17 protein-coding genes and 3 pseudogenes are annotated in these 22,068 nt (G+C 58.6%); 9 read left to right on the plus strand and 11 right to left on the minus strand.

The annotated features are described in order from the left end of the window. The 4 genes and pseudogenes from EOD15_RS04815 to EOD15_RS04830 all read right to left on the minus strand — a co-directional run. Window positions 1-402 (minus strand): annotated as a pseudogene (locus EOD15_RS04815) (transposase); the annotation flags it as partial. A gap of 254 nt (window positions 403-656) precedes the next feature. Beyond that, on the minus strand, window positions 657-1,691 hold the full coding sequence (locus tag EOD15_RS04820) for an LLM class flavin-dependent oxidoreductase (RefSeq protein WP_127408329.1): 1,035 nt from the start codon (window positions 1,689-1,691) through the stop codon (window positions 657-659). Between the two features lie 70 nt (window positions 1,692-1,761). Beyond that, a complete protein-coding gene (gene hisC / locus EOD15_RS04825) occupies window positions 1,762-2,892 on the minus strand; it encodes a histidinol-phosphate transaminase (RefSeq protein WP_127318055.1) in 1,131 nt (376 codons plus the stop codon). 872 nt (window positions 2,893-3,764) lie between these two features. Then, window positions 3,765-4,037, minus strand: coding sequence for a hypothetical protein (locus EOD15_RS04830; RefSeq protein WP_206523012.1), 273 nt, complete (start codon window positions 4,035-4,037; stop codon window positions 3,765-3,767). A 1,173-nt stretch (window positions 4,038-5,210) separates the two neighbouring features. Between EOD15_RS04830 and EOD15_RS04835 the strand changes: the two genes are divergently transcribed. Beyond that, window positions 5,211-5,744 (plus strand): peroxiredoxin, encoded by a 534-nt coding sequence (locus EOD15_RS04835; protein WP_024505252.1) that lies wholly within the window; start codon window positions 5,211-5,213, stop codon window positions 5,742-5,744. Between the two features lie 68 nt (window positions 5,745-5,812). Next, a complete protein-coding gene (rpoN, locus tag EOD15_RS04840) occupies window positions 5,813-7,246 on the plus strand; it encodes an RNA polymerase factor sigma-54 (RefSeq protein WP_127318057.1) in 1,434 nt (477 codons plus the stop codon). On the opposite strand, the gene EOD15_RS04845 is transcribed toward rpoN, so the two are convergent. From EOD15_RS04845 to EOD15_RS04865, 6 genes and pseudogenes are all read right to left on the minus strand, one after another. After that, a complete protein-coding gene (locus tag EOD15_RS04845) occupies window positions 7,243-7,869 on the minus strand; it encodes a nitrogen fixation protein NifQ (protein ID WP_024505250.1) in 627 nt (208 codons plus the stop codon). The genes rpoN and EOD15_RS04845 overlap by 4 nt on opposite strands. Continuing rightward, on the minus strand, window positions 7,856-8,908 hold the full coding sequence (locus tag EOD15_RS04850; protein ID WP_024505249.1) for an LLM class flavin-dependent oxidoreductase: 1,053 nt from the start codon (window positions 8,906-8,908) through the stop codon (window positions 7,856-7,858). The genes EOD15_RS04845 and EOD15_RS04850 overlap by 14 nt, the downstream gene beginning before the upstream one ends. A 138-nt stretch (window positions 8,909-9,046) precedes the next feature. Beyond that, window positions 9,047-10,648 (minus strand): SDR family oxidoreductase, encoded by a 1,602-nt coding sequence (locus tag EOD15_RS04855; protein WP_063169384.1) that lies wholly within the window; start codon window positions 10,646-10,648, stop codon window positions 9,047-9,049. Window positions 10,649-10,796: 148 nt separating this feature from the next. Further along, a complete protein-coding gene (locus EOD15_RS04860) occupies window positions 10,797-11,384 on the minus strand; it encodes a nuclear transport factor 2 family protein (protein WP_245463580.1) in 588 nt (195 codons plus the stop codon). A gap of 138 nt (window positions 11,385-11,522) precedes the next feature. Then, window positions 11,523-11,645, minus strand: a pseudogene (locus EOD15_RS36570) (ferredoxin); the annotation flags it as partial. Between the two features lie 29 nt (window positions 11,646-11,674). Further along, window positions 11,675-12,853 (minus strand): cytochrome P450, encoded by a 1,179-nt coding sequence (locus EOD15_RS04865; protein ID WP_024505246.1) that lies wholly within the window; start codon window positions 12,851-12,853, stop codon window positions 11,675-11,677. 1,487 nt (window positions 12,854-14,340) lie between these two features. Here EOD15_RS04865 and EOD15_RS04870 point away from each other — a divergent pair. Then, the gene (locus EOD15_RS04870; protein WP_127318061.1) at window positions 14,341-15,573 is read left to right on the plus strand and encodes an MFS transporter; all 1,233 of its coding nucleotides are present in this window, start codon (window positions 14,341-14,343) and stop codon (window positions 15,571-15,573) included. 261 nt (window positions 15,574-15,834) lie between these two features. Here the strand turns inward: EOD15_RS04870 and EOD15_RS04875 are convergent. Beyond that, window positions 15,835-16,866 (minus strand): annotated as a pseudogene (locus EOD15_RS04875) (ChuX/HutX family heme-like substrate-binding protein); the annotation flags it as partial. Between the two features lie 586 nt (window positions 16,867-17,452). On the opposite strand from EOD15_RS04875, the gene EOD15_RS04880 reads away from it, so the two are divergent. The 6 genes from EOD15_RS04880 (at window position 17,453) to EOD15_RS04905 (ending at window position 22,059) form a co-directional block, all read left to right on the plus strand. Next, entirely contained in the window at window positions 17,453-17,773 is a 321-nt protein-coding gene (locus EOD15_RS04880) for an iron-sulfur cluster assembly accessory protein (RefSeq protein ID WP_127318079.1), read from the plus strand. 17 nt (window positions 17,774-17,790) lie between these two features. After that, complete coding sequence (locus EOD15_RS04885; protein ID WP_127318065.1) at window positions 17,791-18,111, plus strand: hypothetical protein; 321 nt, start codon at window positions 17,791-17,793, stop codon at window positions 18,109-18,111. Window positions 18,112-18,123: 12 nt separating this feature from the next. Beyond that, a complete protein-coding gene (nifS, locus tag EOD15_RS04890) occupies window positions 18,124-19,335 on the plus strand; it encodes a cysteine desulfurase NifS (RefSeq protein ID WP_126063817.1) in 1,212 nt (403 codons plus the stop codon). Window positions 19,336-19,515: 180 nt separating this feature from the next. After that, on the plus strand, window positions 19,516-19,893 hold the full coding sequence (gene nifW, locus EOD15_RS04895; protein ID WP_024505239.1) for a nitrogenase stabilizing/protective protein NifW: 378 nt from the start codon (window positions 19,516-19,518) through the stop codon (window positions 19,891-19,893). Window positions 19,894-20,081: 188 nt separating this feature from the next. Then, window positions 20,082-20,933 carry an electron transfer flavoprotein subunit beta/FixA family protein gene (locus EOD15_RS04900; protein WP_127318067.1) on the plus strand — a complete coding sequence of 284 codons (852 nt, stop codon included), beginning with the start codon at window positions 20,082-20,084 and terminating at the stop codon, window positions 20,931-20,933. A 16-nt stretch (window positions 20,934-20,949) separates the two neighbouring features. Then, on the plus strand, window positions 20,950-22,059 hold the full coding sequence (locus tag EOD15_RS04905) for an electron transfer flavoprotein subunit alpha/FixB family protein (protein ID WP_127318069.1): 1,110 nt from the start codon (window positions 20,950-20,952) through the stop codon (window positions 22,057-22,059). The last annotated feature ends 9 nt before the right edge of the window (window positions 22,060-22,068 follow it).

The following is a 22,068-nucleotide window of genomic DNA, read 5'->3' on the forward strand; positions in this document are numbered from 1 at the left end:
CCTCCCGGTCGTCCGGCCTGCTGGTCTGGTAGCGAACCGTCATGCGGCAACAGCCGATGGCTTTACACGCCCGCCGTTCGCTCATCCCGAAGCCTTCCTTCAGGCGAGCGACAGCTTTCCGCTTGGCGGCGGGCGTCACCATTTCTTTCCCACAAGGTCCTTCAACGCGGCATTGTCGAGCATGGCGTCGGCCAAAAGCCGCTTCAGGCGCGTGTTCTCGTCCTCCAGCGCCTTCAGGTCGCCGAGCCTCGGTGACATCCATCCGCCGAAGCGGGCCTTCCAATTGTAGATCGAGGCGTCGCTGACCCCGTGCTTGCGGCACAGATCGCCAACCGATACCCCGGCCTCGTGTTTCTTCAAAATTCCGATGATCTGCTCTTCAGAGAAGCGGCTGCGTTTCATGTCCTGGTCCTCTGGATGGGCCAGAACGAACTTCAAACCGGATTAGATCAGAGGGGCAAGGTCAGGACGCCTCGGCGCGGTCGTCGACCTCTTCACCCCAGCCGAATGTGCCAACTACTTCAAAGCCGCAGGATATGACCTGGATCAGATAGGACGTGCTCCAATGGTTTACACCTGACACAGGAGTCCGGCCCCCACAACCGTTTCGCAATGAGGAGCAGCGCTGCCGCTGCTCCTCCAATCACACGACGGATTCACGATGCGGCAACTCGAGCCATGATTTCGGATCGAATGGCCGATGCGGTGTATAGTGAGGCATCCAGCGGCAAATCTCCAAATGCCAGTTGACACAGAAGATAATTAGCACCTGCCTCTTCCAGCTGATCAAGGAGAGCTTTTCGGACAGAATCTGCCGTTCCCACGACGCACAATTCACTTTCAATTGCTGCATCGAAGTTCAAAGGCAAGTTTGGTGGAGTGGAAATGGCATTTAGTTCGTATAGAAATTTGAAGCTATTGAGCCATCGTTCATAGGCAGGTGCTGCGAGCAAATACGCATCTGTTTCAGAAGGCCCTATCACCACCATTCGGAGCAATCCAAGAAATGGCGCTTGCTGGCCAATGTCAGCATCGTGAATTCGGGCGGCGCGGAACGCGTCGGTAACGCTGCGAACAGAAGTGGAGGGTCCGACGCAGGCGATGTTTGCCCCATTCGCAGCGGCCCAGCTAGCCGGCTCGGGTCGATTGGTGGCGATCCATGTCGGCGGATGGGGATATTGGTGAGGTCTCAACGTCAGCGGAACATCTTTCAACTCAAAGTGGCGGCCCTGATAAGAAAGCGTCCCGCCTTTCATCGCATTGATGAGAATCTCACTGGCCTCCGCATACTGTTCTGGTGCTGCTTCTACAGCAACCCCGAAGTATCCCAATTCAGTGGGAGCAGAGCCGCGCCCTATGCCGAGTTCAAGCCTGCCGCCGCTCAACTGATCAAGCATGCAGATCTCCTCGAAGGCACGCAGCGGATGATAGAGCGCAAGTAGCATTACCATGGGACCAACACGAAGACTGCGGGTTCGCTGGGCGACGCTCGCTAAGAACATATTCGGTGATGGACCTCTGCCATGCGGGGTACAGTGGTGCTCGGCGAGATGATACGCATAAAAGCCAAAGCCATCGCACGCTTCTGCTAGGCTCAGCCGATCTGCATATTGCTGTGCGATGTCATCGCCGTTTTCGTCCAGATGATCGAAGATGCCGAAGGTCAGGCCCGAAGCGGAAATTTTCTTCAATTAATTGTTCTCCAAATTACCTATATTTATTCGCTAACCATCATAGCTCAGACATATCATTACTTGATGCTTAATGTGAATTGACTTCATGCTTGAGCACACCGCGATTCTTCTTAAAGCTCATACAGACGCGTTTGGCGGCAGCAAGGAATTTGTCCATCTGCTCTGTGGTGCCAATGCTGACGCGAATACAGTTCTTCAAATCTACGTCAGGAAAGCTGGCGATGAGGATCGCCTGCTCTTTCAACGCGGCTTGCCAGCATGAGCCCTCCTGTCCCGCTGGCACACGGGCCAGCAAAAAGTTTGCGTGGGAGGGTGTTACGGAAAAGCCAAGTTGCAACAGCGCCAGGGTCACTCGCTGTCGTTCATGCTTGATGTGCCTGTGGTTCTCTTCGTAGGCGTGGCGATGCGCAAGAATGCTTTTCCCGACCGCCTGCCCGATCACGTTCATGTTGAAGACATTCTGGATGTTGCGCAGCCTGCCAATGATTTCTGGGTGACCGAAACCGAAGCCGACTCGCACGCCAGCAGCAGCATAGCTCTTTGAAAAAGTCCTCAAGATCAAAAGATTCGGATGTCTATTGACGAGGCGCAGGGCATGGTCGGGTGCGAAGTCAACGTAGGCCTCATCCAAGACGATCAAGCGATCTGCTTGCTCCACAAGGCGTTCGATTTCGGCCACCGGCACGAATGTTCCGGTCGGATTGTTCGGATTAGCCAACAGAATGAACTTCGCGTCTTTTGCAGGGCCGGACAGCAGTTTTTCTATCGGCAGGGGATGAGCTTCGCTCGATGCGATTTCGAGAAACTCGGCACCCTGCAACATGGCAAGTTTACGGTTGAACGAAAATCCGGGCGACAGCATTGCCACTCTATCTCCTGGGGCGAGGAAAGCTCTGTAGATGAGTCCGAGCAGCTCCGACGAACCGTTGCCGGCAATCACCTGATCTTTGGAAAATCCGTAAGCATCGGAGGCAGCTGCCCTTAAGCTGAGATTGTCGTCTTCCGGATAAAGATACTGGTGTTCGATCGCAGCAATTGCACTTTGCATTACGCTCTTCGGCAACGGAAACGGGTTCTCGTTCGTATTTAGCTTAACGCAATTTGCATCCGTCGCTGGTCCGTTGGACGAGAGAGCATCTAATTTGCTGGCCACCGGCGAAAAAAGCGAAAGCACGGTCTTCAGTTTTGCATCGCACATGTTCTTCTCCGTTTTTCAGTCCCGCAGGGCATGTGACATGAGGCAATCGTTGATCGTGACTTGATCGACGTTCGGCTATATCAGCGCTGCCTTCCCACCCTGGTGGGGATCGCCGACCACGGTTTGGATTTGACACCGGGAAGCTGTCGAGAACCTGATGACGACCCAACGTGTGGCCGACGGCCGATTCGGCCCAACAGACGGTGTTTCAACATCGCATCGTCCTCAAAGCCGCATGCAGGGCCTGCACGACAGCCCGTCTCCAGCGCCCGCAGATAGGTGGAAGCCGAAGTCTTGCCGAACCTCAGTTGCTCTGCCACCTGGCCCACCGGACTGCCCTGTTTATGGGTCAGGCGCAGGATATCTCTGACGCTCGTTCGTCTTGCTTGCTTCCGTCTTGGCATGGGCTCTCTCGGTTTGCTGATGAGAGAGCCAAATACCGGCTCATCTGAGCATGAGACGCAGGCCTGACGATATGGAGCGTCGCTGGTGGCGCGCGTAGCCAAGAGGGTTCGCCTCGCTGGCGGGGCATGCAAGACGGCGCACCTCCTTAGCCATCCTGTCCCATCGTCTCAGATCGTGAGGCGCACCTTATAGTCGGTGAGGAGATCTTGCAGGGTCAGGTTACGCCCTAGCGCTTAAGGTTGTTGGTCGCACCGAGCAAGCGCGGGACCTGTCGACGGACAACAGCGGTGCCGCTGCCGGCACTAGGTCGTCCAGCATCACAGTGAATCGCGTACGTAGTATCTTGTCGTAGGCGGCATTCTGGATAGCCGGATACGGGCTCTTCACCCGCTGCACCACCGATTGCGGGATGATGTCGCGAGAAACATTCACGGATTTCGTGAAAAAAGTGTACCCGCCGAAGAGCCCTACTCGCGGGGGCGGTGCAGCACCACCTCGGTGTCACTGCTCGTGTTCATGCGATGGACTAGGCCGGCCAGCTGTTGACGCAGCTCGCGGTAGTTGTAAGTCTCACCCGAGTAGACGAGCACCAAGTCAGGTCGGCCATCCTCCTGGAGCATCCTCGGCTGGCGGCCGCCCTGGATATCGATGATTGCCAGGCGGTGGTGTCCCAGCGCCGCAGGCCCGCCGATCCAAGTCCCCTCGTCGTCCGGACCGTGGTTCGCTATGGTGGCCGTCATATCGGCAAGCTCCCTTCGCGCATCGGGACCTCCGAGGTCTGGATTGAAGTCGATCCATTCACAGATGCCGCACAGGTTATGTCGCCGCATTTGGGCGAAGCAGATATGAGGCCAGTGGGAAACCATCGAGGCAAAGTGACGGATCTAGCCCAGCTACGATCCGCATCCGACATTGTCGGACATCGGACAGCACCGCGATTCGCTGCATAGGAAGCCTGGAGTCGCGATTTCCCCTGGGGGAATCAGCGCATGAAAGGAGAGCTGGGTCGTGTCTGCCGAAATGAGAAATTGCTCCCCCTTATTGCATCACCGAGGAATGTTACCCAGCGCGATAGACGGACATGCCCTATCTCCCCCCGTTGCAGCTGAGGGAGATAGGGGCCAGCTCTTCATTCAACCCTCATGGAGGATGATCAGCCCAGCCATTTCCATGCGCCGGCCTTCACAAGCCGTGCACCATTCAGGTTCTTTTCCTTGAAGCGCGACGATCCTTGTCAGACGTCGCAACACTTGCTGCCGAGAGCACGAGCTCTTCCTCGAGCATGCCTTGATCTGCGCCTCGAACGGCTCGCACATGCTGGGTTTCAACGACTTCGCAGAGGTTGATATTCTGCAGTGACTTCGTCTCGCTGCTGCACGGCATTGACGCTGGGAGCCATGCTCGCGTGGCGCAATTGTGCTGAAGCCGGTGCCCACGGTAACGTTTCTTAACCCGCCCCAGATCCTGGCGTTTGGCTATTTCCGACATTCGTGTCCGGCTTCGGACAAAGGCCGGGTTTGCCGAACGGAGTCGCACCCAATTTCCAGTGCTGCTTGAGCAATAATATCGACCGGCATTACTGCACAACACGAAAGTTGCTGCAAAAACCGAAGTGAACCCAAGGCATCGGGTCAATTGGCATGGCGCTTGCGACTCGGTCGATAGAACGCAGTCAAAATCACGGTTGCAGACCATGCCTACCTCTCAAAGCTCGATAAAGCACGCGAGCAAAATTCCCCGTCTCCGCGGAAGCTCGTCGCCGTTGAACGTGCCTGCTCGGGGGCGGTCTTGCACAAGACCGGTCCGAGGCAACCACGCCAAGGCGCGAGGCTGCCGGAACTGTCGACCGAAGTCGATGCCGCTTCAGTTTAACCGAAAAATGCACCGTACCACTTTGGCCTGGAAGCAAATCAATGACCTATAGAAAGAACGTTCCTCTCGTGACCTTTCGCACGCGTGTTCGCGATGAGTCGATCGGGGGGCCAAATCCTTATCGGTGGGAGAACAAGACCTCCGACGATTATTTCGGGGGCAAGCGCATCATCCTGTTCTCGCTGCCTGGCGCCTTCACCCCGACCTGCTCGACCTTCCAACTGCCCGATTTCGAAAAACTCTATGATCAATTTCTGGAACTGCGAATTGACGCGATCTACTGCGTCTCGGTCAACGATGCTTTCGTCATGAATGCGTGGGGAAAGTCCTTGGGGCTGCAGAAGATCGAGCTGATCCCAGACGGGTCGGGCGAGTTCACGCGCAAAATGGGCATGCTGGTCGCGAAGGACAATCTGGGCTTTGGCATGCGCTCCTGGCGATACGCCGCTCTGATCGACGATGGCGTGGTGGAGCAGTGGTTCGAGGAGGAAGGCTTCTGTGACAACTGCGAGACGGACCCCTATGGCGTTTCATCCCCGCAAAACGTTCTCGACAAATTGAAGGCGGCGGCATGACCCAGAAGTGGAAAGTCTCACACAACCCAAGCACACACTAGAGCCTCCTCGGCAGATCACGGTTCAACATGCATCTCTCAGCAAGCCTGCTTCAACGCCAGAAGCAACGTATGGTCTTATCGCCTCAAGCCATTGAAGCTATTCGCTTGCTGCGATTGACGCATACTGAACTCCATCAGCTCGTGCAGCAGGCACTCGAGAAGAACCCCGTTTTGAAGCCTGACCCGTTTGACGACGATTCGCCGCTGCCAGGGGTGGATCAGCGGAGCAGTCAAAGCAGAAGCGAAATCGGCGAATCGCCCATTGGCGGGCCGTCTGGCGGGCGCGGGCAATGGAAGTCGCAACGCAGTAGCGGCAACGATCGACCTGCCGTCGAGGAGTTTACCGCCCACACCGAAACATTGCACGACCATGTCGCCCGCCAGGTCGCCCTCACCCCGTTCACCCCCCAGGAGCGGCTGATTGCCGGACAGCTCGCCGCTCATCTGGAGGACACTGGCTATCTTCAGGTAAACCTTTTCGATCTGGCCAGTAGGTTAAACGTTCGGCAAGCTGATGTGGAACGGGTCATCGGAATCTTGCAGCAATTTGATCCGCCGGGCATTTTTGCGCGAACTCTCAGCGAATGCCTGGAGATTCAGCTGCGCCAGCAAGACCGGTTCGACCCGGCTATGGCAGCTTTGGTCGCCAATCTCGAGATGCTTGCACGGGGGGATTTTCAGGGATTGAAGCAGCGTTGCGGAGTCGACGAGGAGGATCTCCTCGACATGAGGAACGAAATCCGCGCGCTCGATCCCAAGCCTGGAGACCGGTTCCAGTCCGGGACGCCGGAAACCATCGTACCGGACGTCTGGGTAATGCCCTCGTCCGAAGGTGGATGGCGGGTGGAGCTTGATCCGGCCACGCTGCCCAAAGTGTTGATTAACCAAACCTATGTCGCCGAAATCTCGCAGCTGACCAAGCAAAATCCGGAAGGCAAAGCGTTTCTCGACCATTGCCAGGAAACAGGGAACTGGCTGATCAGCAGTCTCAAGCAGCGCGCTAAGACGATCCTTAAGGTTGCGACCGAAATCGTGCGCCAGCAGGATGCCTTTTTTACACACGGCGCCGCCCATCTGCGGCCTCTCTGTCTCAAAAATGTCGCTGACGAGATCGGCATGCACCAGTCGACGGTAAGCCGGGTGGCTTCGAACAGGTACATGTTAACTCCGCGCGGGGTGTTCGAGCTGAAGTATTTTTTCGCTGCGCCAATCGCATCCTGCGAGGGCGGCGATGCGCACTCCGCCAAAGCTGTCCGCCATCGGATCAAGGCAATCATAGCCGAAGAATCGCTCGACAAGGTACATTCCGACGAAGACATCGTTGCTCAACTCAAGGAGACCGGCATCGATGTCGCTCGCCGTACCGTCACCAAATATCGCGAGGCGATGAACATCCCTTCCTCCATACGACGGCGCCGCGATAAGCGTTTGTCCGCAGCTGCGATCAAGCGAAGTGACTAACCGACATTCGTGGTCGGCGAGAGGCAACTCTCAACTTCCTCCGGGCCGAAGCAGCTTTCGAAGTCATGGCATTCCCCGCAACTGGGTGCTGTGCATGACGAAAAGCCTTCGGCCTCACACAGCTTGCGGTAAAAGTACTTTTTCCATTTCATGTTTTCTGTGTTGCCTGCCGCCAGCGCGGGAAAATGTCTGGCAAGCAGGCGGCTGAGCTCAGCGCGATTTGAGAGGCCAAGATCCCGCCAAAGATGGTCCATGCGCATCGCACGCCGGGCGATGATCTTGGCCAAGCGGGCGCTCGCCGGGTCGGCCGGCGCAGCATGCGCTAGCAGCAGCCGGCGTAGCAGTTCCTCTTCCAGTTCCGGCTCGGGCTCGCTCAACTCCTCCAAAGCGAATACGCTGCTGGAGGTAGACGGGAAAGTTGCGGCCAAGACATCACGCAATTCGACAGACGAAAGGCCTGTCCCCTCCGTCGCCAACACCTCGCCCGCCTGGACCTCCTCAAGCGAACGTGAATGTACGCAGGGCAGCACATGCTGATCGAAGCTCCTCCCTAGCTCGGACCCACGCCATTGCGCGCTGGATAGGCAGCCATCATCGTAACGGCCGGCTTCAGCTTCCGGCATGACAAAGCGCCTTGTTGACCGCAGGGATGATCTTGTCGCCCCAGAGCTCGATCTGGCGCAGCATCGTCTTTTGGTCGAAGTCGCCCAATTGAGTCTGAACTGCGATCTGGTCCGGTTTCAAGATATCGATCTCTTCCAGCAGGCGATCAATCACGCGATTTACGCTGCCAATCGGCAAATTTTTGCGCATGGTCTCGAAGGACAGATCCTGCTGGGTCGGTGTCTCCTGCAGCAGGTAGCCATCGTGGCTCTGTTGGCGGCGCTGATGCAGGGCTTCAGAAAGCCGGCGCTGGAAGCGGGCATTGTCGAGATAGCTGTTGATCTCCAACTCGTCGTGGCTGGCATAGCAGCAGCGCAGCAGCGATATCTTGACGTCGGTGACGTTCTTTTCCTCGGATGCCGCCGCCCTCTCGACTGATTCACGCAGTGTGGTCAAAGTCTCTAAGCCGTCGTGGAAGGCTGTGACAAAAAAATTGTGCCCCTCGCGGTAGGCCCGAGCCATCCGTGCGGCTCCGCCAGCGATCCAGATAGGCGGCGTCGGCTGCTGGACTGTGCGGACCGAAATCGCTGTTGGGGGGATCTTCTCATATTGGCCGTCGTGTTCGAAGACGTTTTGGTTGAGGCCCTTGAGAATGATGTCCAGGTATTCCGAAAAGACGGCCGGCGCCTCATCGATGTCCACGCCGAACCGTTCGAACTCGAACTGCTGGTATCCCAAGCCTACGCCGAGCTCGAGACGGCCGTTCGCAACGATGTCGGCGAAGCCGATCTCGGACAGCAGGCGCTGCGGTTGGTAAAGCGGCAGCACGCAGACGGCAGTGCCCAGGCGAATCGTGCTTGTCAAGCCGGCGCAGTGCGCCACCATCATCAGCGGGGATGGTATGAGGCTGTAATTGTTGAAGTGGTGCTCAGCAAACCACGCGGTGTTGAACCCAGCCTGCTCCGAAGCGACGGCCTGTTCGATGGAGTTGCGGATGACGCTTTCTGAGGATTGGTGATAGCCACGCTGGGCGGCCAGAATGAAAGTGGCAAATTCCATGATTTCTCCTCGTTATAGACACGTCAGCCGACCGGGAATGTGCTCGGCATGCGCATGCTTGGATCTCAAGCACCTCAGGTGCGTCGTGGAGCCGAGGCTTCATAATGCTCGGCCGGTCGCCCTGCGAAGGCCTGGCAATTAACCTGCCGCCTCCGCAAAACATTCGTCATAGAGCTCGCTGGCGTTTCCCGCATCACCGAACGAGGTCCAGCCGCCGTCCACGTAGAGGATCGAGCCGTTGATGTATGAGGCGTCAGACGAAGCAAGGAAGAACGATGCATCTGCGACGTCTTCTGGCCGTCCCATCCTGCCCATGGGGATGCGTCGTCCGATTGCTGTCAGGTCGATGCGGCCGGCTTTGGCCAACTGAGCAAGTGCGGGCGTGCGGATGTGGCCAGGAGCGACGGTGGCTGTCCGAATTCCGACCGGCCCGAGTTCGGCCGCCATGCAACGGGTCAGCATATCCATCCCCGCCTTGGAGGCGCCGTAGGCATGGCGCGGCGCGAACGGCAGAAAGCTGTCGATCGACCCGAGATTGAGGATCACGCCGCCCGGGCGCATAGCCTTGATCGCTTCGCGCGCGCAGGTGAAGGCGCCGGTAAGGTTGACATCCAGGACGTGTTCGAGCTGTTTCGACAGTTGCTCGATCGCAGGCACAATCCTGTCGGCGGTATCAGCACTATTGACCAGAACATCGATATACCCGAAGCGTCCCCTCAGTTCTTCGAACATCGACACCACATCGCTCTCGACGGCCACGTCCAGCGATTTCGCCAGATGCTTGCCGGGGAGCGATGTAGCCAGCTCTGCCGCTGCAGTGCCATCTTTATCAGCAATCACGACGGTGTCGCCGTTCGCGGCAAAGCGGCGAGCGACGGCCGCGCCAATGCTTTTTGCGCCACCGGTGACGAGCACGATTCGCGCATCTGTGCATTCGGCCGGACAGGAGAGCTCGGCTTGGAGCGCACCATCCACCGGCGGGTGAGCATCCCCCGGCTGGTTGAATGACATCCAGCCTCCGTCGACTGCCAGCACCGAGCCGGTGATGTAGCGCGCCTGCGTGCTGCTCAGAAAACGCACGACCCTGGCGATCTCGTCGGGGCGAGCCAAGCGCCCCATCGGCACGCGGCGGCGTATCGCCGCGAGGTCCATTTTGCCAGCGCGTGCCAGTTCTGTGACCATTGGGGTGCGGACGGAGCCCGGCGCCACCGCCGTGACGCGGATTCCTCGCATAGCCCACTCGCATGCAAGGGACTTTGTCAACGAGATCACGCCAGCTTTCGAGGCTGCGTAGGCGTTGCGCCTGGGATTGCCGACCACGCCCGCCATCGAAGCCACATTGACGATCGCACCGCCCGGCTTCATGCGCCGCGCCGCTTCCCTGGCCATAACGAATGGCCCAATAAGGTTCACTGTCACGCCGCGTCGGAAGGTATCGACAGCGGTGTCGATGATCCTATCCATCGTGGGTCCAACCGCCGCATTGTTGATGAGGACATCGATTTGCGCGAAGCGTGCTTCGACCTGGCCGAAAAGTGAGAGCATGTCCTTCTCTCGCGACACATCGCACTCCAGACCGACGTGCGGCGACCCGAGATCCCGAGCCAGTTCAACCACACCACTGCCCGGAAGGTCCACCGCAACTACAGTGTCTCCGTCCGCGGCAAGGATATCGACCAGGGCACGGCCGATCCCGCCCGCAGCGCCTGTGATGATTACGGTGCGTGCTGCCAGTTTCACGAGAGCTTCTCCACGATGACCGCTTGTGATCTCAGCCCATCAACCTTGGGCGGAATGAAGGGCCGAGCCAAATCGTTGCAGTGACCGCCAGTTGCGGCCCCACACAGATGTCGTTCCCGTAGGGCGCTCATCCTCCATTTCTACCCACTTATGCAGCTCCCAGTTGGGGACCCTCGACGCCATCTTGGTCGGTGGGGATGTGACCCTTGAGCAACTGGTAGATGGGATCGTCTGGATGTGGTGCTCCAATCGGCTGTCGCTGGCCGAACCTATCTGCCTCAAGAATCGCTGGCGGGATTTGCTCCTCAACCCAATCGTAGACGACTGTCCGTTCCGCAATTCGCCACTCGTCCTGCCTCTTCTGAAACAGATCGCAGTAACGGCCGCAAAGCAGCGTCTGACGTATTTCTTGGTCTGTATCCGGTCCGCGTTGCAGCGCGGTGAAATAGCTCTCGACCGCGGCCTCTGCTGAACTGATGAAGTCGATCAGGCTGTTCGTGATTTGATGGATGTTACGGTGCCCCGGCAGACCGAGAGCAAATTGGATGAAGTCCTCTGCCGGTCCGCAATAGGGACCGTGCCTGTCATACGCTTCGGGCCAGTATGCGCTACGCAGCGCCGCCTCATCGGCGCGGTCTATCCCGCGGCAGTACCGATACAGGCAGTTGCGGATCGCCTCTCGGTCACGCAGTTCGGTAATTTTCGCGTGGTCGACAGGGTCTGTCGCGAATTGTATGATTGTTTTGTCCTTCCCGATGCCAGTCTGCACTTTGCGTGTGTCTCTCTCTACAACTGAGTTAGCGGGGGGCTCGTCAACTTCCAGAGCTTGTTCGGGGCAGGCTCGTACCCCTTTTGAGGCAAGCAGTTGCTCCCCATCGGCAACATCAATATCACCGGGCAAGATGTAGCCGGCGTCATCAAGCTTGAAGACTCTCGGCGCCCGCGCCCAGCAGCGCGCATGACCCTGGCATCTGGCTTTATGTACGACGACACGCATAGCGAACTCCAATGTCGTTGGCTGAAACTTCAGGACCAGTCCAGGATCAGATTCTCGATCCCGAACACATGGCCGCCGAAGGTGATAGGTTCAGTCCCTGTCTTGATCCGAAAGGCTGGGATGCGCGCCAGCCACTCCTCCAGGCCAATGACAATCTCCCGCCGGGCAAGGTGTGAGCCAAGACAACGATGGGGACCATAGCCAAAGGCAGCGTGCCGGTTGTCCTCGCGCGCCAGATCGATCTCATTCGGGCATTCGAATTCCGCCGGGTCACGATTGGCAATCATCGTGGCACAGGAAACATAATCTCCCTTGCGGATCGGCGCGCCTTTGAAGTCGACATCCTTCGTTGCCACTCGGATCATCTGAATGGTCGAATAGGCGCGCAGCAATTCTTCCGCAGCGACGGCAATCCGGTCAGGTTCGCTTCGTAGCAATTCCTGATCTTTGGGGTTGCGCGCGAGATGGGCCAAGTCGAAGCATATGGCTGCTGAGACCGTGTCGAGTCCCGCGACGAACACAAGCACGCCGATGCCACGGACTTCTTCGTCACTGAGCAGACGACCCTCGACCTTTGCCTTCACGATGAAGGTCATGAAATCATCGACCGGCTCCTTGCGGCGCTCGGTGGCAAGTTCGTCGATGAAGGCCACGATCGCCCGGGCTGCGGGTGGTCGTTGCTCCTTATCGCCGTGGAGCAGATCTCTAGCCCAGCCGACAAATGTTTCTAGTCCGTCGTCCGAAAGCCCAATAAAGCGAAGGAAGATATTGACCGCGAACGGAACTGCAAAATCCTTCATGATGTCGCAGCTCGTGCCTGATGCGGCGATCCTGTCGATCAGCTTGATCGCTCGTTCCCGGACAGCCGGCTCCAATGCCATTACCCGCTTTGGCGAAAGCAGCGGATTGAGCAGTGAGCGAAAAACACCGTGGAATGGCGGATCGAGCTCAAGCGGGATCATCGGCCAGCTCTCGCCGAGCACAGAGGCGAAGATGCTGCGATGGCTGGAAAACGTTTCGGTGTCCTGCAGCACCCGGCGCTGGTCGCTCGCGCGAGTGATGACCCAGGTACCCCGACCGTCGCGCGTGTTGCTGGTTGAATAAAAGATCGGAGGCCCGGCATGAACGCAAGCAACCGCGGCATGCGGATCCCCGTTAGCCGTCGGCAACATGCCGGGCGACGTAAACAGGTTGAAGTCCCTCACCATTTCGGGCGGGACATGATCTGGAACCGGCCGCGATTTAACCGCGCCAGAATCGAGAGACCGTTCATGAGATGCTGTCGGCATTTGCATGCAATCGTTGGTGCAAGCTCCGTGCCGAATTCGTCTTTCGATAATCCTTGCCGTTTTGCTGGGCAACAGGTGGCGCCTGTGCTGACTTACTGGTCGGGATTGCAACATTCTTGTCCAGCGTCGGACACAGAATGTAGAAAGCTAGACACCGACTTGGAGCAACTCAACTGGTGGGATCGCTAGCCGATCATGTGCCCGGGGAGCATCCAGTTCGAAAGCTTGCGCTAAGCGGCTTGGTGACTTGGCCGAGGTCACCAGGTGGAAACGACCAACACTTGGGGTGAGCCTAGTGGCGCTCCCCTCGATGATGTCTGGCGGGGTGGTTAGCCGCCTCCGTGGGACAAGATCAGCCTACACGAATGGACTATAGCCTCTCCTCGCCTGCCTCATTGGCCGTCCTTCAGAGCCGGCCACACGAGCTTTTGTCTTTCAGCAGGGCGTTTTTCTCGCCAGCTACAGAGCCACACCGACGCCATTAATGAGCGTCCAGTCGACGGGTTGGATGGCCCTGTCCATCTTGCCCAGCACCTTGGCTTCGCATTTGCCGGTGCGGCGGAAGCCTTCAAGACGCAGTTCTTGACCTTCTCCAGATCAGCCTCGGACGGATATCGGCAAGGGTTCAGCTCGTCCTTTTGAACTTGCGCATCTTCGTGTTGGCCAACCCCAGGCCGCCCGACATATTTGCGGTCTATCCGGCACCTCAACTTCGAACAACCTTGCGGCAAGCTCTTGGGATAGCCCACGCTCGTGCCTCCACCACCCGCTCAGCAGAGCCAGATTTGTCGTTGATGGCACGGAACTTGCGCAGTCATTCGCAGATGCGTCACGGACCGAGAGTGTCGTCCCATGAATTCGATCACCAAAAAGGCCGCCCGACGTTGCTGGGACCGCCTGCAATTACCTTATCCCAGAATTGGGAGCAACGGCTTCAAAAGGGATAACTCATCACCTCAATTTTGTCGATCGCGCGGCCATCGAACCGCAGCCATCCATCAGACTTCCGCCTCGTTGCACTCATTGCGACCGCCTTGGTGCTTGCGACAACCGCTCAATTCTGGCTGCCAGGATAACCACATATGGCGACGGAACTTCCTGCTTCAAAGCAATATAGAGATCGTCGATCATCCCCCCATCAAGGCCTCGATCGAGGACACCGCGTTCGGCTTGCTTGGTTCGCAGTGAACAGACCGCACTTCACGAATGCGATCGATGCGACCGCGCCGAGAACTCTCCCGCATTGTCGACGGTTGGGTCCGTCGGCCCTCCGATGAGGCCTCGGATGCGTCGGGCGCCGAGGCCTCGACTGATGCCGACTGGCCGCCGCCGGAAGGTCTCGCGGCTTTGATCCCCGGCGATGTAGCCACCCCTGCTGCAACAGCTCCTAGCCGGAGAACTCATTCATGACCGAATCGGCGACAGATTTAGTGGACGCGGCTTTGTTCGACCGAGATCGGCTTGACCCAGAAAGTCCATATCAACGTTCTGGCCCTGCATGGGGTGCCATCATTTCGCTTTCCTTCGGCACCTTCGGGCTTGTGACGGCAGAGTTTCTGCCCGCCAGCGTTCTGACACCGCTCGCGCATGATCTCCGTATCACCACGGGCACGGCTGGACAGGCGCTAACAGCGACCGCAATCGTCGCGGCGATCTCGGCACCGATAATCGCCATGGTGACAAAGCGTCTGGACCGCAGGGTCGTCATCTGGGCGATGACGCTCCTGCTGATCCTGTCGAACGTTCTGGCAGAGGTTGCGGGGTCGCTGCCGGTTTTGCTGGCGGCACGCGTCGTCCTTGGCATATCGCTTGGTGGTTTTTGGTCTATTTCGGCAGCGTTGGCGATGCGGCTGGTTCCAAGTCACCTCATGCCGCGCGCCATGTCGATCATCCTCACCGGCGTTTCTGTCGCCTCCGTCTGCGCGGCTCCAATCGGCGCTTATGTCGGTGACATTTGGGGATGGCGAGCCTCGTTCAAGGTCGCCGCAATCGTGAGTGCCGTTGCGCTGCTCGTGCAACTCGTAACCATTCCGCCACTGCCTCCGATCGAAGTGCGCAGATTCCGCAGCCCGCTGGATGTCGCGAAGAATCCGGCGATGAAGGTTGCGGTGCTAGTCGTGCTATTGGTCGCTTCCGGCCATTTTGCCAGCTTCGCCTACATCCGCGCCTTTCTCGAGAGCGTTCCTGCGCTCGAAAAGAAGTCAATCCCGCTCGTGTTCCTTGCTTTTGGCACGGCCGGCGTCTTCGGCAATTTAGCCGGCGCATTCCTCACCAAACACAGTCTCAAGGCGGTCGCGGCCCTGCCGCCCCTGCTCATTGCCGTAGCCGCTGTCTCGCTCCTGACCATGGGAGCATCGGCCTTGACCTCGGCAATTGCAGTTGCCGTATGGGGCTTTGCTTTTGGCGCGGTCCCGGTCGGATTGCAGACATGGATGGTGCTACGCGCCGCTCCGAAACAGGCCGAGAGCGCTGGTGTACTGATGGTCATAACCTTCCAAGTGGCCATCGCAGCCGGCACAACTTTCGGTGGCCTATTGGTGGATCACACGGGTATTGCCAGTGTCTTTGTCTACAGCGCGGTTGCCACGTTCCTCGCTGTCTTGACAGTATTTTTGCTCGGCCCGAACCGCAAAACCTGACCGCCTGGTGGGGAGTGACGGTCGGCGGCGTTCACGCTATTGCCACCTCTGAGCTCGGCCCAAAGGCCGCGGCTTCGTCGTAACCATGCGGTCGATGGGGCAGCGCCAAATTGCTTCCTGCTCATCGCGTTGCGATAATACAGCGCGCTTATTGCGTCATCGTGTCCCCGGTCTCGGCTTCAATGCCCGGCTACTGGCTGCGGAGGCAGATGGGCGCCGGCGTCCCACCGACGACGATCGGTCTTTTCTCATGTAGCTGTCGGGGAAACGAGGCAGGTTTTCCGCCAGAACCCGCCAGTCGTCGCGCTCGCGTTCGCCTTCCTTGCGCGCACCGAACAACTGGATGATGATCTTGCCGTCGGACCCATATGCTTCGAGCGAGGTGACGTGACTGTCATTGGTCGGCTTGCGCACGGCCCAAACCTCACGGATTTGGTGGGTCCTGAGATGCAGCCGGAACATTTCGTCCAGCACATGGATGCACGGCCCGATCTGCTTGACCGACTTGATTAAGCCGGAATGGGTCTGGATAGAACCTCGGTTGCCGACGAAGCACATGATCGGCAATTCGTCTTCGGCCGCACGCTGGAGCACGGCGCCAACTGCGGCATTGTCGAGCAGCCAAGCGTAATCCTGGCCGACCATGCGCAAAGCCTGGCAGCGGCTGAGCTTGAGCGTCTTTAGAAGGTTGACGTCAGTCAGCCGGCTCCAGTGCTCGCGTAGGTCGTCCACCGTGCCGGCCCAGTCCGCAGTCCTCGCGCCCAGGTCGGCTACTCTCGCCTTAAGCGACATGGTCGGCTCCTGGTTGGCGGATACGAGCTCGGCCACCAGCTTTCGATAGGCATGAAGGTTGGAGACCGGCCTGAGATGCACCTTATGCACTGCTGCGCCGGTGGCGTCGAAGAATTGCAAACTGCGCTGGATTCCGCCGCGATGGCGCCTTTCAACAGCGAAACCATACCTCCAAGCTTGCGGGAAGACGCGAAGGTCGAATTCGTCACCAAGGACCATGGCGTGATTGTTGCCGGTTATCACTCTGTTGAAGACGCCAATCTTTTCGTGCACGGCACCTTGATTGCGGGTCAGCGCCGTCACTTCGCCCACGAATTCGAGGCCCGTCAGAACGTGATTGACGCGCGGGTCGATGCGTGCCGCGCCGAAACCGCAATGGGCCGCGACCAGTTCCGCTTCCGAAATGGCCAATTGGGCTGCGAAATCACGCGCGGGAATGTTCGGACAGACTTCCCACGCACGCCGGATTTCGTTGGGCGACCGCTTCTTGCGCTGATCCATGTTTTTACCCCTGCCCCGTTCTTCTTTTGACGATCGATCGAAAAACGGGCCTCAGGGGTGTGCACGGCGGACGCGATCGATCGTCAGGCACATGCCAGTCGAATCCTGTCTCCGGGCGGTCAGCGGCCAATCGCCGGTAGAGAGCGATTGTTGGGTGGTCGGCGCCAATCGGCCGATCGAGCATTCGGGTACCACCGGCGGTGCTGCTTTCCCACTCAAGGCGGGTCTGATGGATCATATTGCTCTCCTTCGTTCTTCGATTGCGAGGGCAACCCAAAGGTGAATCGGCCGGCAATTTTGCCGCCGCAACGAAGGCTTCACAAAAATCGTGCCAGTTGCTCCGCGGCAAGCTCTGAACATCTTTGGCTCTGTTCATTGCTTTACGCGTGAGTGCATCGCGAACTCAGGCGCCCTTCCTGTGACGCGGACGCGACAAATCCGACAGTAAGTGTCGGTTGTCGGACGTCTCCCCAGCAATCGAGCATAAGAGACGTCGGGATGTCCTACGGTTTTTGACACGTCTTCCCTTTGGCACGGTCCATGCGAGATGATCCGCGAAAACGTCGGACCGAGGAGAAATCGAGCCATGATTACGCTCACCGACAACGCTGTTGCCGCCATCAAGGCCGCTCTTTACCGCGCCAGCGAGCCGGCGGAAGGATTTCGCATCATGGTCCATGCCGGCGGCTGCGCCGGCTTCCAATACTCAATGGGCCTGGAGAGCGTCTCACGTGAGGGCGATGCGATCATCGAGCGAGATGGGCTCAAGGTGTTCATGGATAGAGGCTCCCAACCCCATGCCGCCGGCATGACCGTGGACTTCGTCAATGGGCTCGAAACATCCGGCTTTGTTTTCGATAACCCCAATGCGCGTGAGACGTGCGGCTGCGGCAAGTCCTGCAAATGATTGCTAGGGAACAGGCTATGTTCGACTATAGCGACGCCAAGGAATACTGCGTCGAACCGGTAACCGCCGGCGCTCTGGAACCGGCCGACACGCACTGTCGGCCCGGAACAATTGCGTTCGGTGATGCGCCAAATCGCGATCATCGATCGTTGCCGTGGGCAAGCAAACAAAATTGCCCGAAACAGCTGAATTCCCGGCAGATGCCGCCACCAAAGGGCAATGTCGACAGCGACCGGTCAGCCAAGCCATCGCTCGCCCGGCCGCCCACCTTACCAGATACGATATGCGCCAGAGGTTCAATGGCCGCCCGCCTACCCTTGAATCATTTCAGCAGTTGAAGGATCACTCCCATGAACCCTGTCTATCTCGACAACAACGCAACGACGCGGGTTGATCCTGCAGTCGTTGGAGCGATGTTGCCTTTCTTTACGGAGCAATTTGGCAATCATTCGTCCATGCACGCCTATGGCGCATCGGTTGCTGAAGCCGTGAGAAAGGCGAGGCAACAGTTGCAAGCCCTCATCGGCGCGGGATTCGAGGACGAGATCATCTTCACCTCGGGCGGGACTGAAAGCGACAGTACAGCCATCCTTTCGGCGCTGGAGGTGATGCCCGACCGAACGGAAATAGTGACTTCCGCGGTTGAACATCCGGCCGTTCTGAAGTTGTGCGCGCACCTTGAAAAGACGCGCGGCGTCAAGGTGCACATTATCCCAGTCGATCACCACGGCCGGCTCGACCTGGACGCCTACAGAACCGCTCTCACTCCACAAGTGGCAATCGTCTCGATAATGTGGGCGAACAATGAGACCGGTACGATCTTTCCCGTGGTTAAGCTTGCCGATCTAGCCAGGGAAGTCGGCGCGCTTTTCCACACTGATGCAGTGCAGGCGGTCGGAAGGCTTCCGATTGAGCTGAAATCGACCGCGATCGACATGCTGTCGCTCTCCGCCCACAAGCTGCATGGTCCAAAGGGGATAGGCGCGCTTTATGTAAGACGTGGCGTGCGCTTCTCCTCCATGATCAAGGGTGGGCACCAAGAGCGCGACCGGCGTGCAGGCACTGAAAACACACCCGGCATAGTCGGACTGGGCATGGCGGCCGAACTCGCCTTGAAATTCATGGACGAGACAAAACGAATAAAATGGTTGCGCGACCGCCTTGAGAACGGGATCATCCAGCGCATCCCAAACACATCCATCAACGGCGATCCGCAAGAGCGATTGCCAAACACTGCAAACATTGGATTCGAAGGTATCGAAGGCGATGCAATTCCAATTGTCCTGAGCCGGCTGGGAATCGCCTGTTCCGCCGGGTCCGCCTGTGCCTCTGGCTCACTGGAACCGAGCCATGTTCTGATCGCTATGAACGCGGCATGTGGGGCAGTCCGCTTCTCCTTGTCGCGTGACAACGGCGAAGATGACGTAGACCGCGTGCTTGAGGTCCTGCCTGCGATCACCGAGAAGCTACGGGCCGTTCCCAGTGCTGGACTGTGCGGGCGAGGTGCGGAACAGCTTCATTCCGGCCCGGGTCCGAGCGGCACAATAGCCGACGAGCCGTGAGGTCTTCCTCAACGTGACGACCCTGCGCAATGGAGAGCAGTCAAACTCGGGGTCGCCTTCACCACTTCAGAAAAGCTTGAGATCGCCAAGTCTCTTGCCCAGCCGCCGTGCCAGAGGTCGGCACGCCGTCAGCAATGTCACCAATGCATCGACACCACAATTACGCGCCGGGAGAATACAATGAACTGCTCCGCTGATAGCCGCCCGATCGATCGCACCGATATCCTAGCGCGACTGAAGGGCCTGTCGGCCGCGGAGGACTTCTTCGCCTGCCTTGGCGTCTCCTACGACCCGAAAGTGATGAATGTCTCGCGGCTCCATATCATGAAGCGCGTGGGCCAATACCTTGCCGAAGAAGATTTCTCCGGTCTGCCTAACCAGGTAATCGCCGCGCGGGTGCGCGCCAAGCTGGAACGCGCCTACGAAGATTTCGCGACTTCCTCGCCGCTCACGCAACGTGTGTTCAAGGTGCTAAGGGACCACGATCCAAACATATGTCCCGCACCTGGCCGCGCCTTCGTCCCGCTCGACTCTGCACTGAAGCGGTTCGGAAAGTAATGAGCCCGACACGGCTGCGACGCGACAATGTCGAGAAGTCGACAAATCCAGTCCTCATGACGCCTCCTCGGAAGCAAACGAAGCCACCTTCTGGAATAGAGGCAGGAAGACGACTTGGCATGAACGATGCAGGCAATGAGGTGAACCGCCAAGCACGAATCCGGACTGGGAGCTTAGAGAAACCGCCAATGCATATCGTAATCTGCATTAAGCAGGTGCCGGATTCGGCACAGATCCGCGTGCACCCGGTGACGAACACGATCATGCGTCAGGGTGTTCCGACCATCATCAATCCTTACGACCTGTTCGCCCTCGAAGAAGCGCTCAAACTGCGCGACGTTCATGGTGGCGAGGTTACTGTGCTCACAATGGGTCCGCCCATGGCGGAGGACTCGCTGCGAAAGGCGCTCGGTTACGGTGCTGACCGAGCAGTTCTCTTGACGGACCGCTATTTTGCCGGATCCGATACGCTGGCGACTTCCTTTGCTCTTTCGCAAGCAATCGCAAAAATTGGGGAGACTTTCGGCAGGCCGGACATCGTCTTCACCGGCAAGCAGACGATTGACGGCGATACCGCCCAGGTCGGACCGGGCATAGCCAAGCGCCTAGATTTATCGCAACTTACCTATGTCGCGAAGATTGCCTCCATCGATCTCGATACGCGAGAGATCGAAGTCGCGCGTCGCGCCGAAGGCGGCACCCAGTTGCTGAAGAGCAGACTCCCTTGCCTCATTACCATGCTGGAAGACACCAACGAAATCCGCCGGGGCTCGCTCCAGCAGGCTCTGTGCGCGGCGCGCAGCCAAGTCGTGAAGTGGACTGCAGCCGACGCCGGCATTGACGATCTCACCCGGTGCGGTCTGCGTGGCTCGCCTACAGTCGTCAAGCGTGTTTTCGCCCCCACCGCACGGGCAGAAAGCGCGGCGCAGATCGACACCGCGGAAAGGGGCTTGCAGGACATAGCCGATGAACTCATCGCCGATATCTTAACCCGCCGGCCGGCGCTGGAACATGAGCTGGCCTTCAACAGCGGCACGTGACGGCCAGGAGCAGAAAATGTCGACCGCAAGCCAAACTACCCCTCGCATTGCCCCCGGCCGTGCCGGTGTAAAGAAAGAACTTCCCGACCGTTTCAAAGACTACCGGCACGTGTGGGTCTTCCTCGAGCTCGAACGCGGCAATGTGCATCCTGTATCATTCGAACTGCTGGGCGAAGGCCGCAAATTGGCCGACAAGCTTGAAGTCCAGCTCGCGGGCGTCGTGCTGGGACCGCCGGGCGAGATGGTCGAGGACGCTGCTGCCGAGGCCTTCGCTTACGGGGCGGATCTTGTCTACATCGTCGATGCGCCGCCGCTCGCCGACTACCGGAACGAGCCGTTCGCCAAGGCGCTCACGGATCTGGTCAATACCCATAAACCCGAAATCCTCCTTCTCGGCGCGACCACACTGGGCAGGGATCTTGCAGGCTCGGTAGCGACGACCCTGCAGACGGGGCTCACGGCCGACTGCACCGAACTTGATGTAGATTCCGACGGTTCACTCGCCGCGACCCGTCCGACTTTTGGTGGCTCATTGTTGTGTACGATCTATACACTAAATTACCGGCCGCAAATGGCGACGGTGCGACCAAGGGTCATGCCTATGCCGCAACGGGTGGATAAGCCGGTCGGGCGTGTCATGCGGCACAAGCTGTCGCTCGTTGAGGACGATATCGTCACCAAAGTCCTCGGCTTCCTACCGGATAACCAGTCGGCAATGGCAAATCTTGCCTATGCGGATGTCGTGGTTGCGGGAGGCCTCGGTCTCGGAGCGGCGGAGAACCTTCAGCTTGTGAAGAATCTTGCCCGAGCGATCGGCGCCGAGCATGGCTGTTCGCGCCCCTTGGTCCAGAAGGGCTGGATGCCGGCTAATCGACAGATTGGACAAACTGGCAAGACCATTCGACCGAAGCTTTACATCGCGGCCGGAATTTCCGGCGCCATCCAGCACCGAGTTGGGGTCGAGGGGGCCGATCTCATCGTCGCGATCAACACCGATCCGAACGCGCCGATTTTCGAGTTCGCCCACCTCGGGATCGTCACGGATGCAATCCGCTTCCTGCCCGCACTGACGGAAGCCTTCACCCGGCGGCTGTCGCCGCACAGTCGAGACAAGCTTGCGAGTTGAGGGAGAGGA

Origin of the sequence: Mesorhizobium sp. M7A.T.Ca.US.000.02.2.1 (assembly GCF_003996995.1) — a bacterium.
GTDB lineage: Bacteria > Pseudomonadota > Alphaproteobacteria > Rhizobiales > Rhizobiaceae > Mesorhizobium.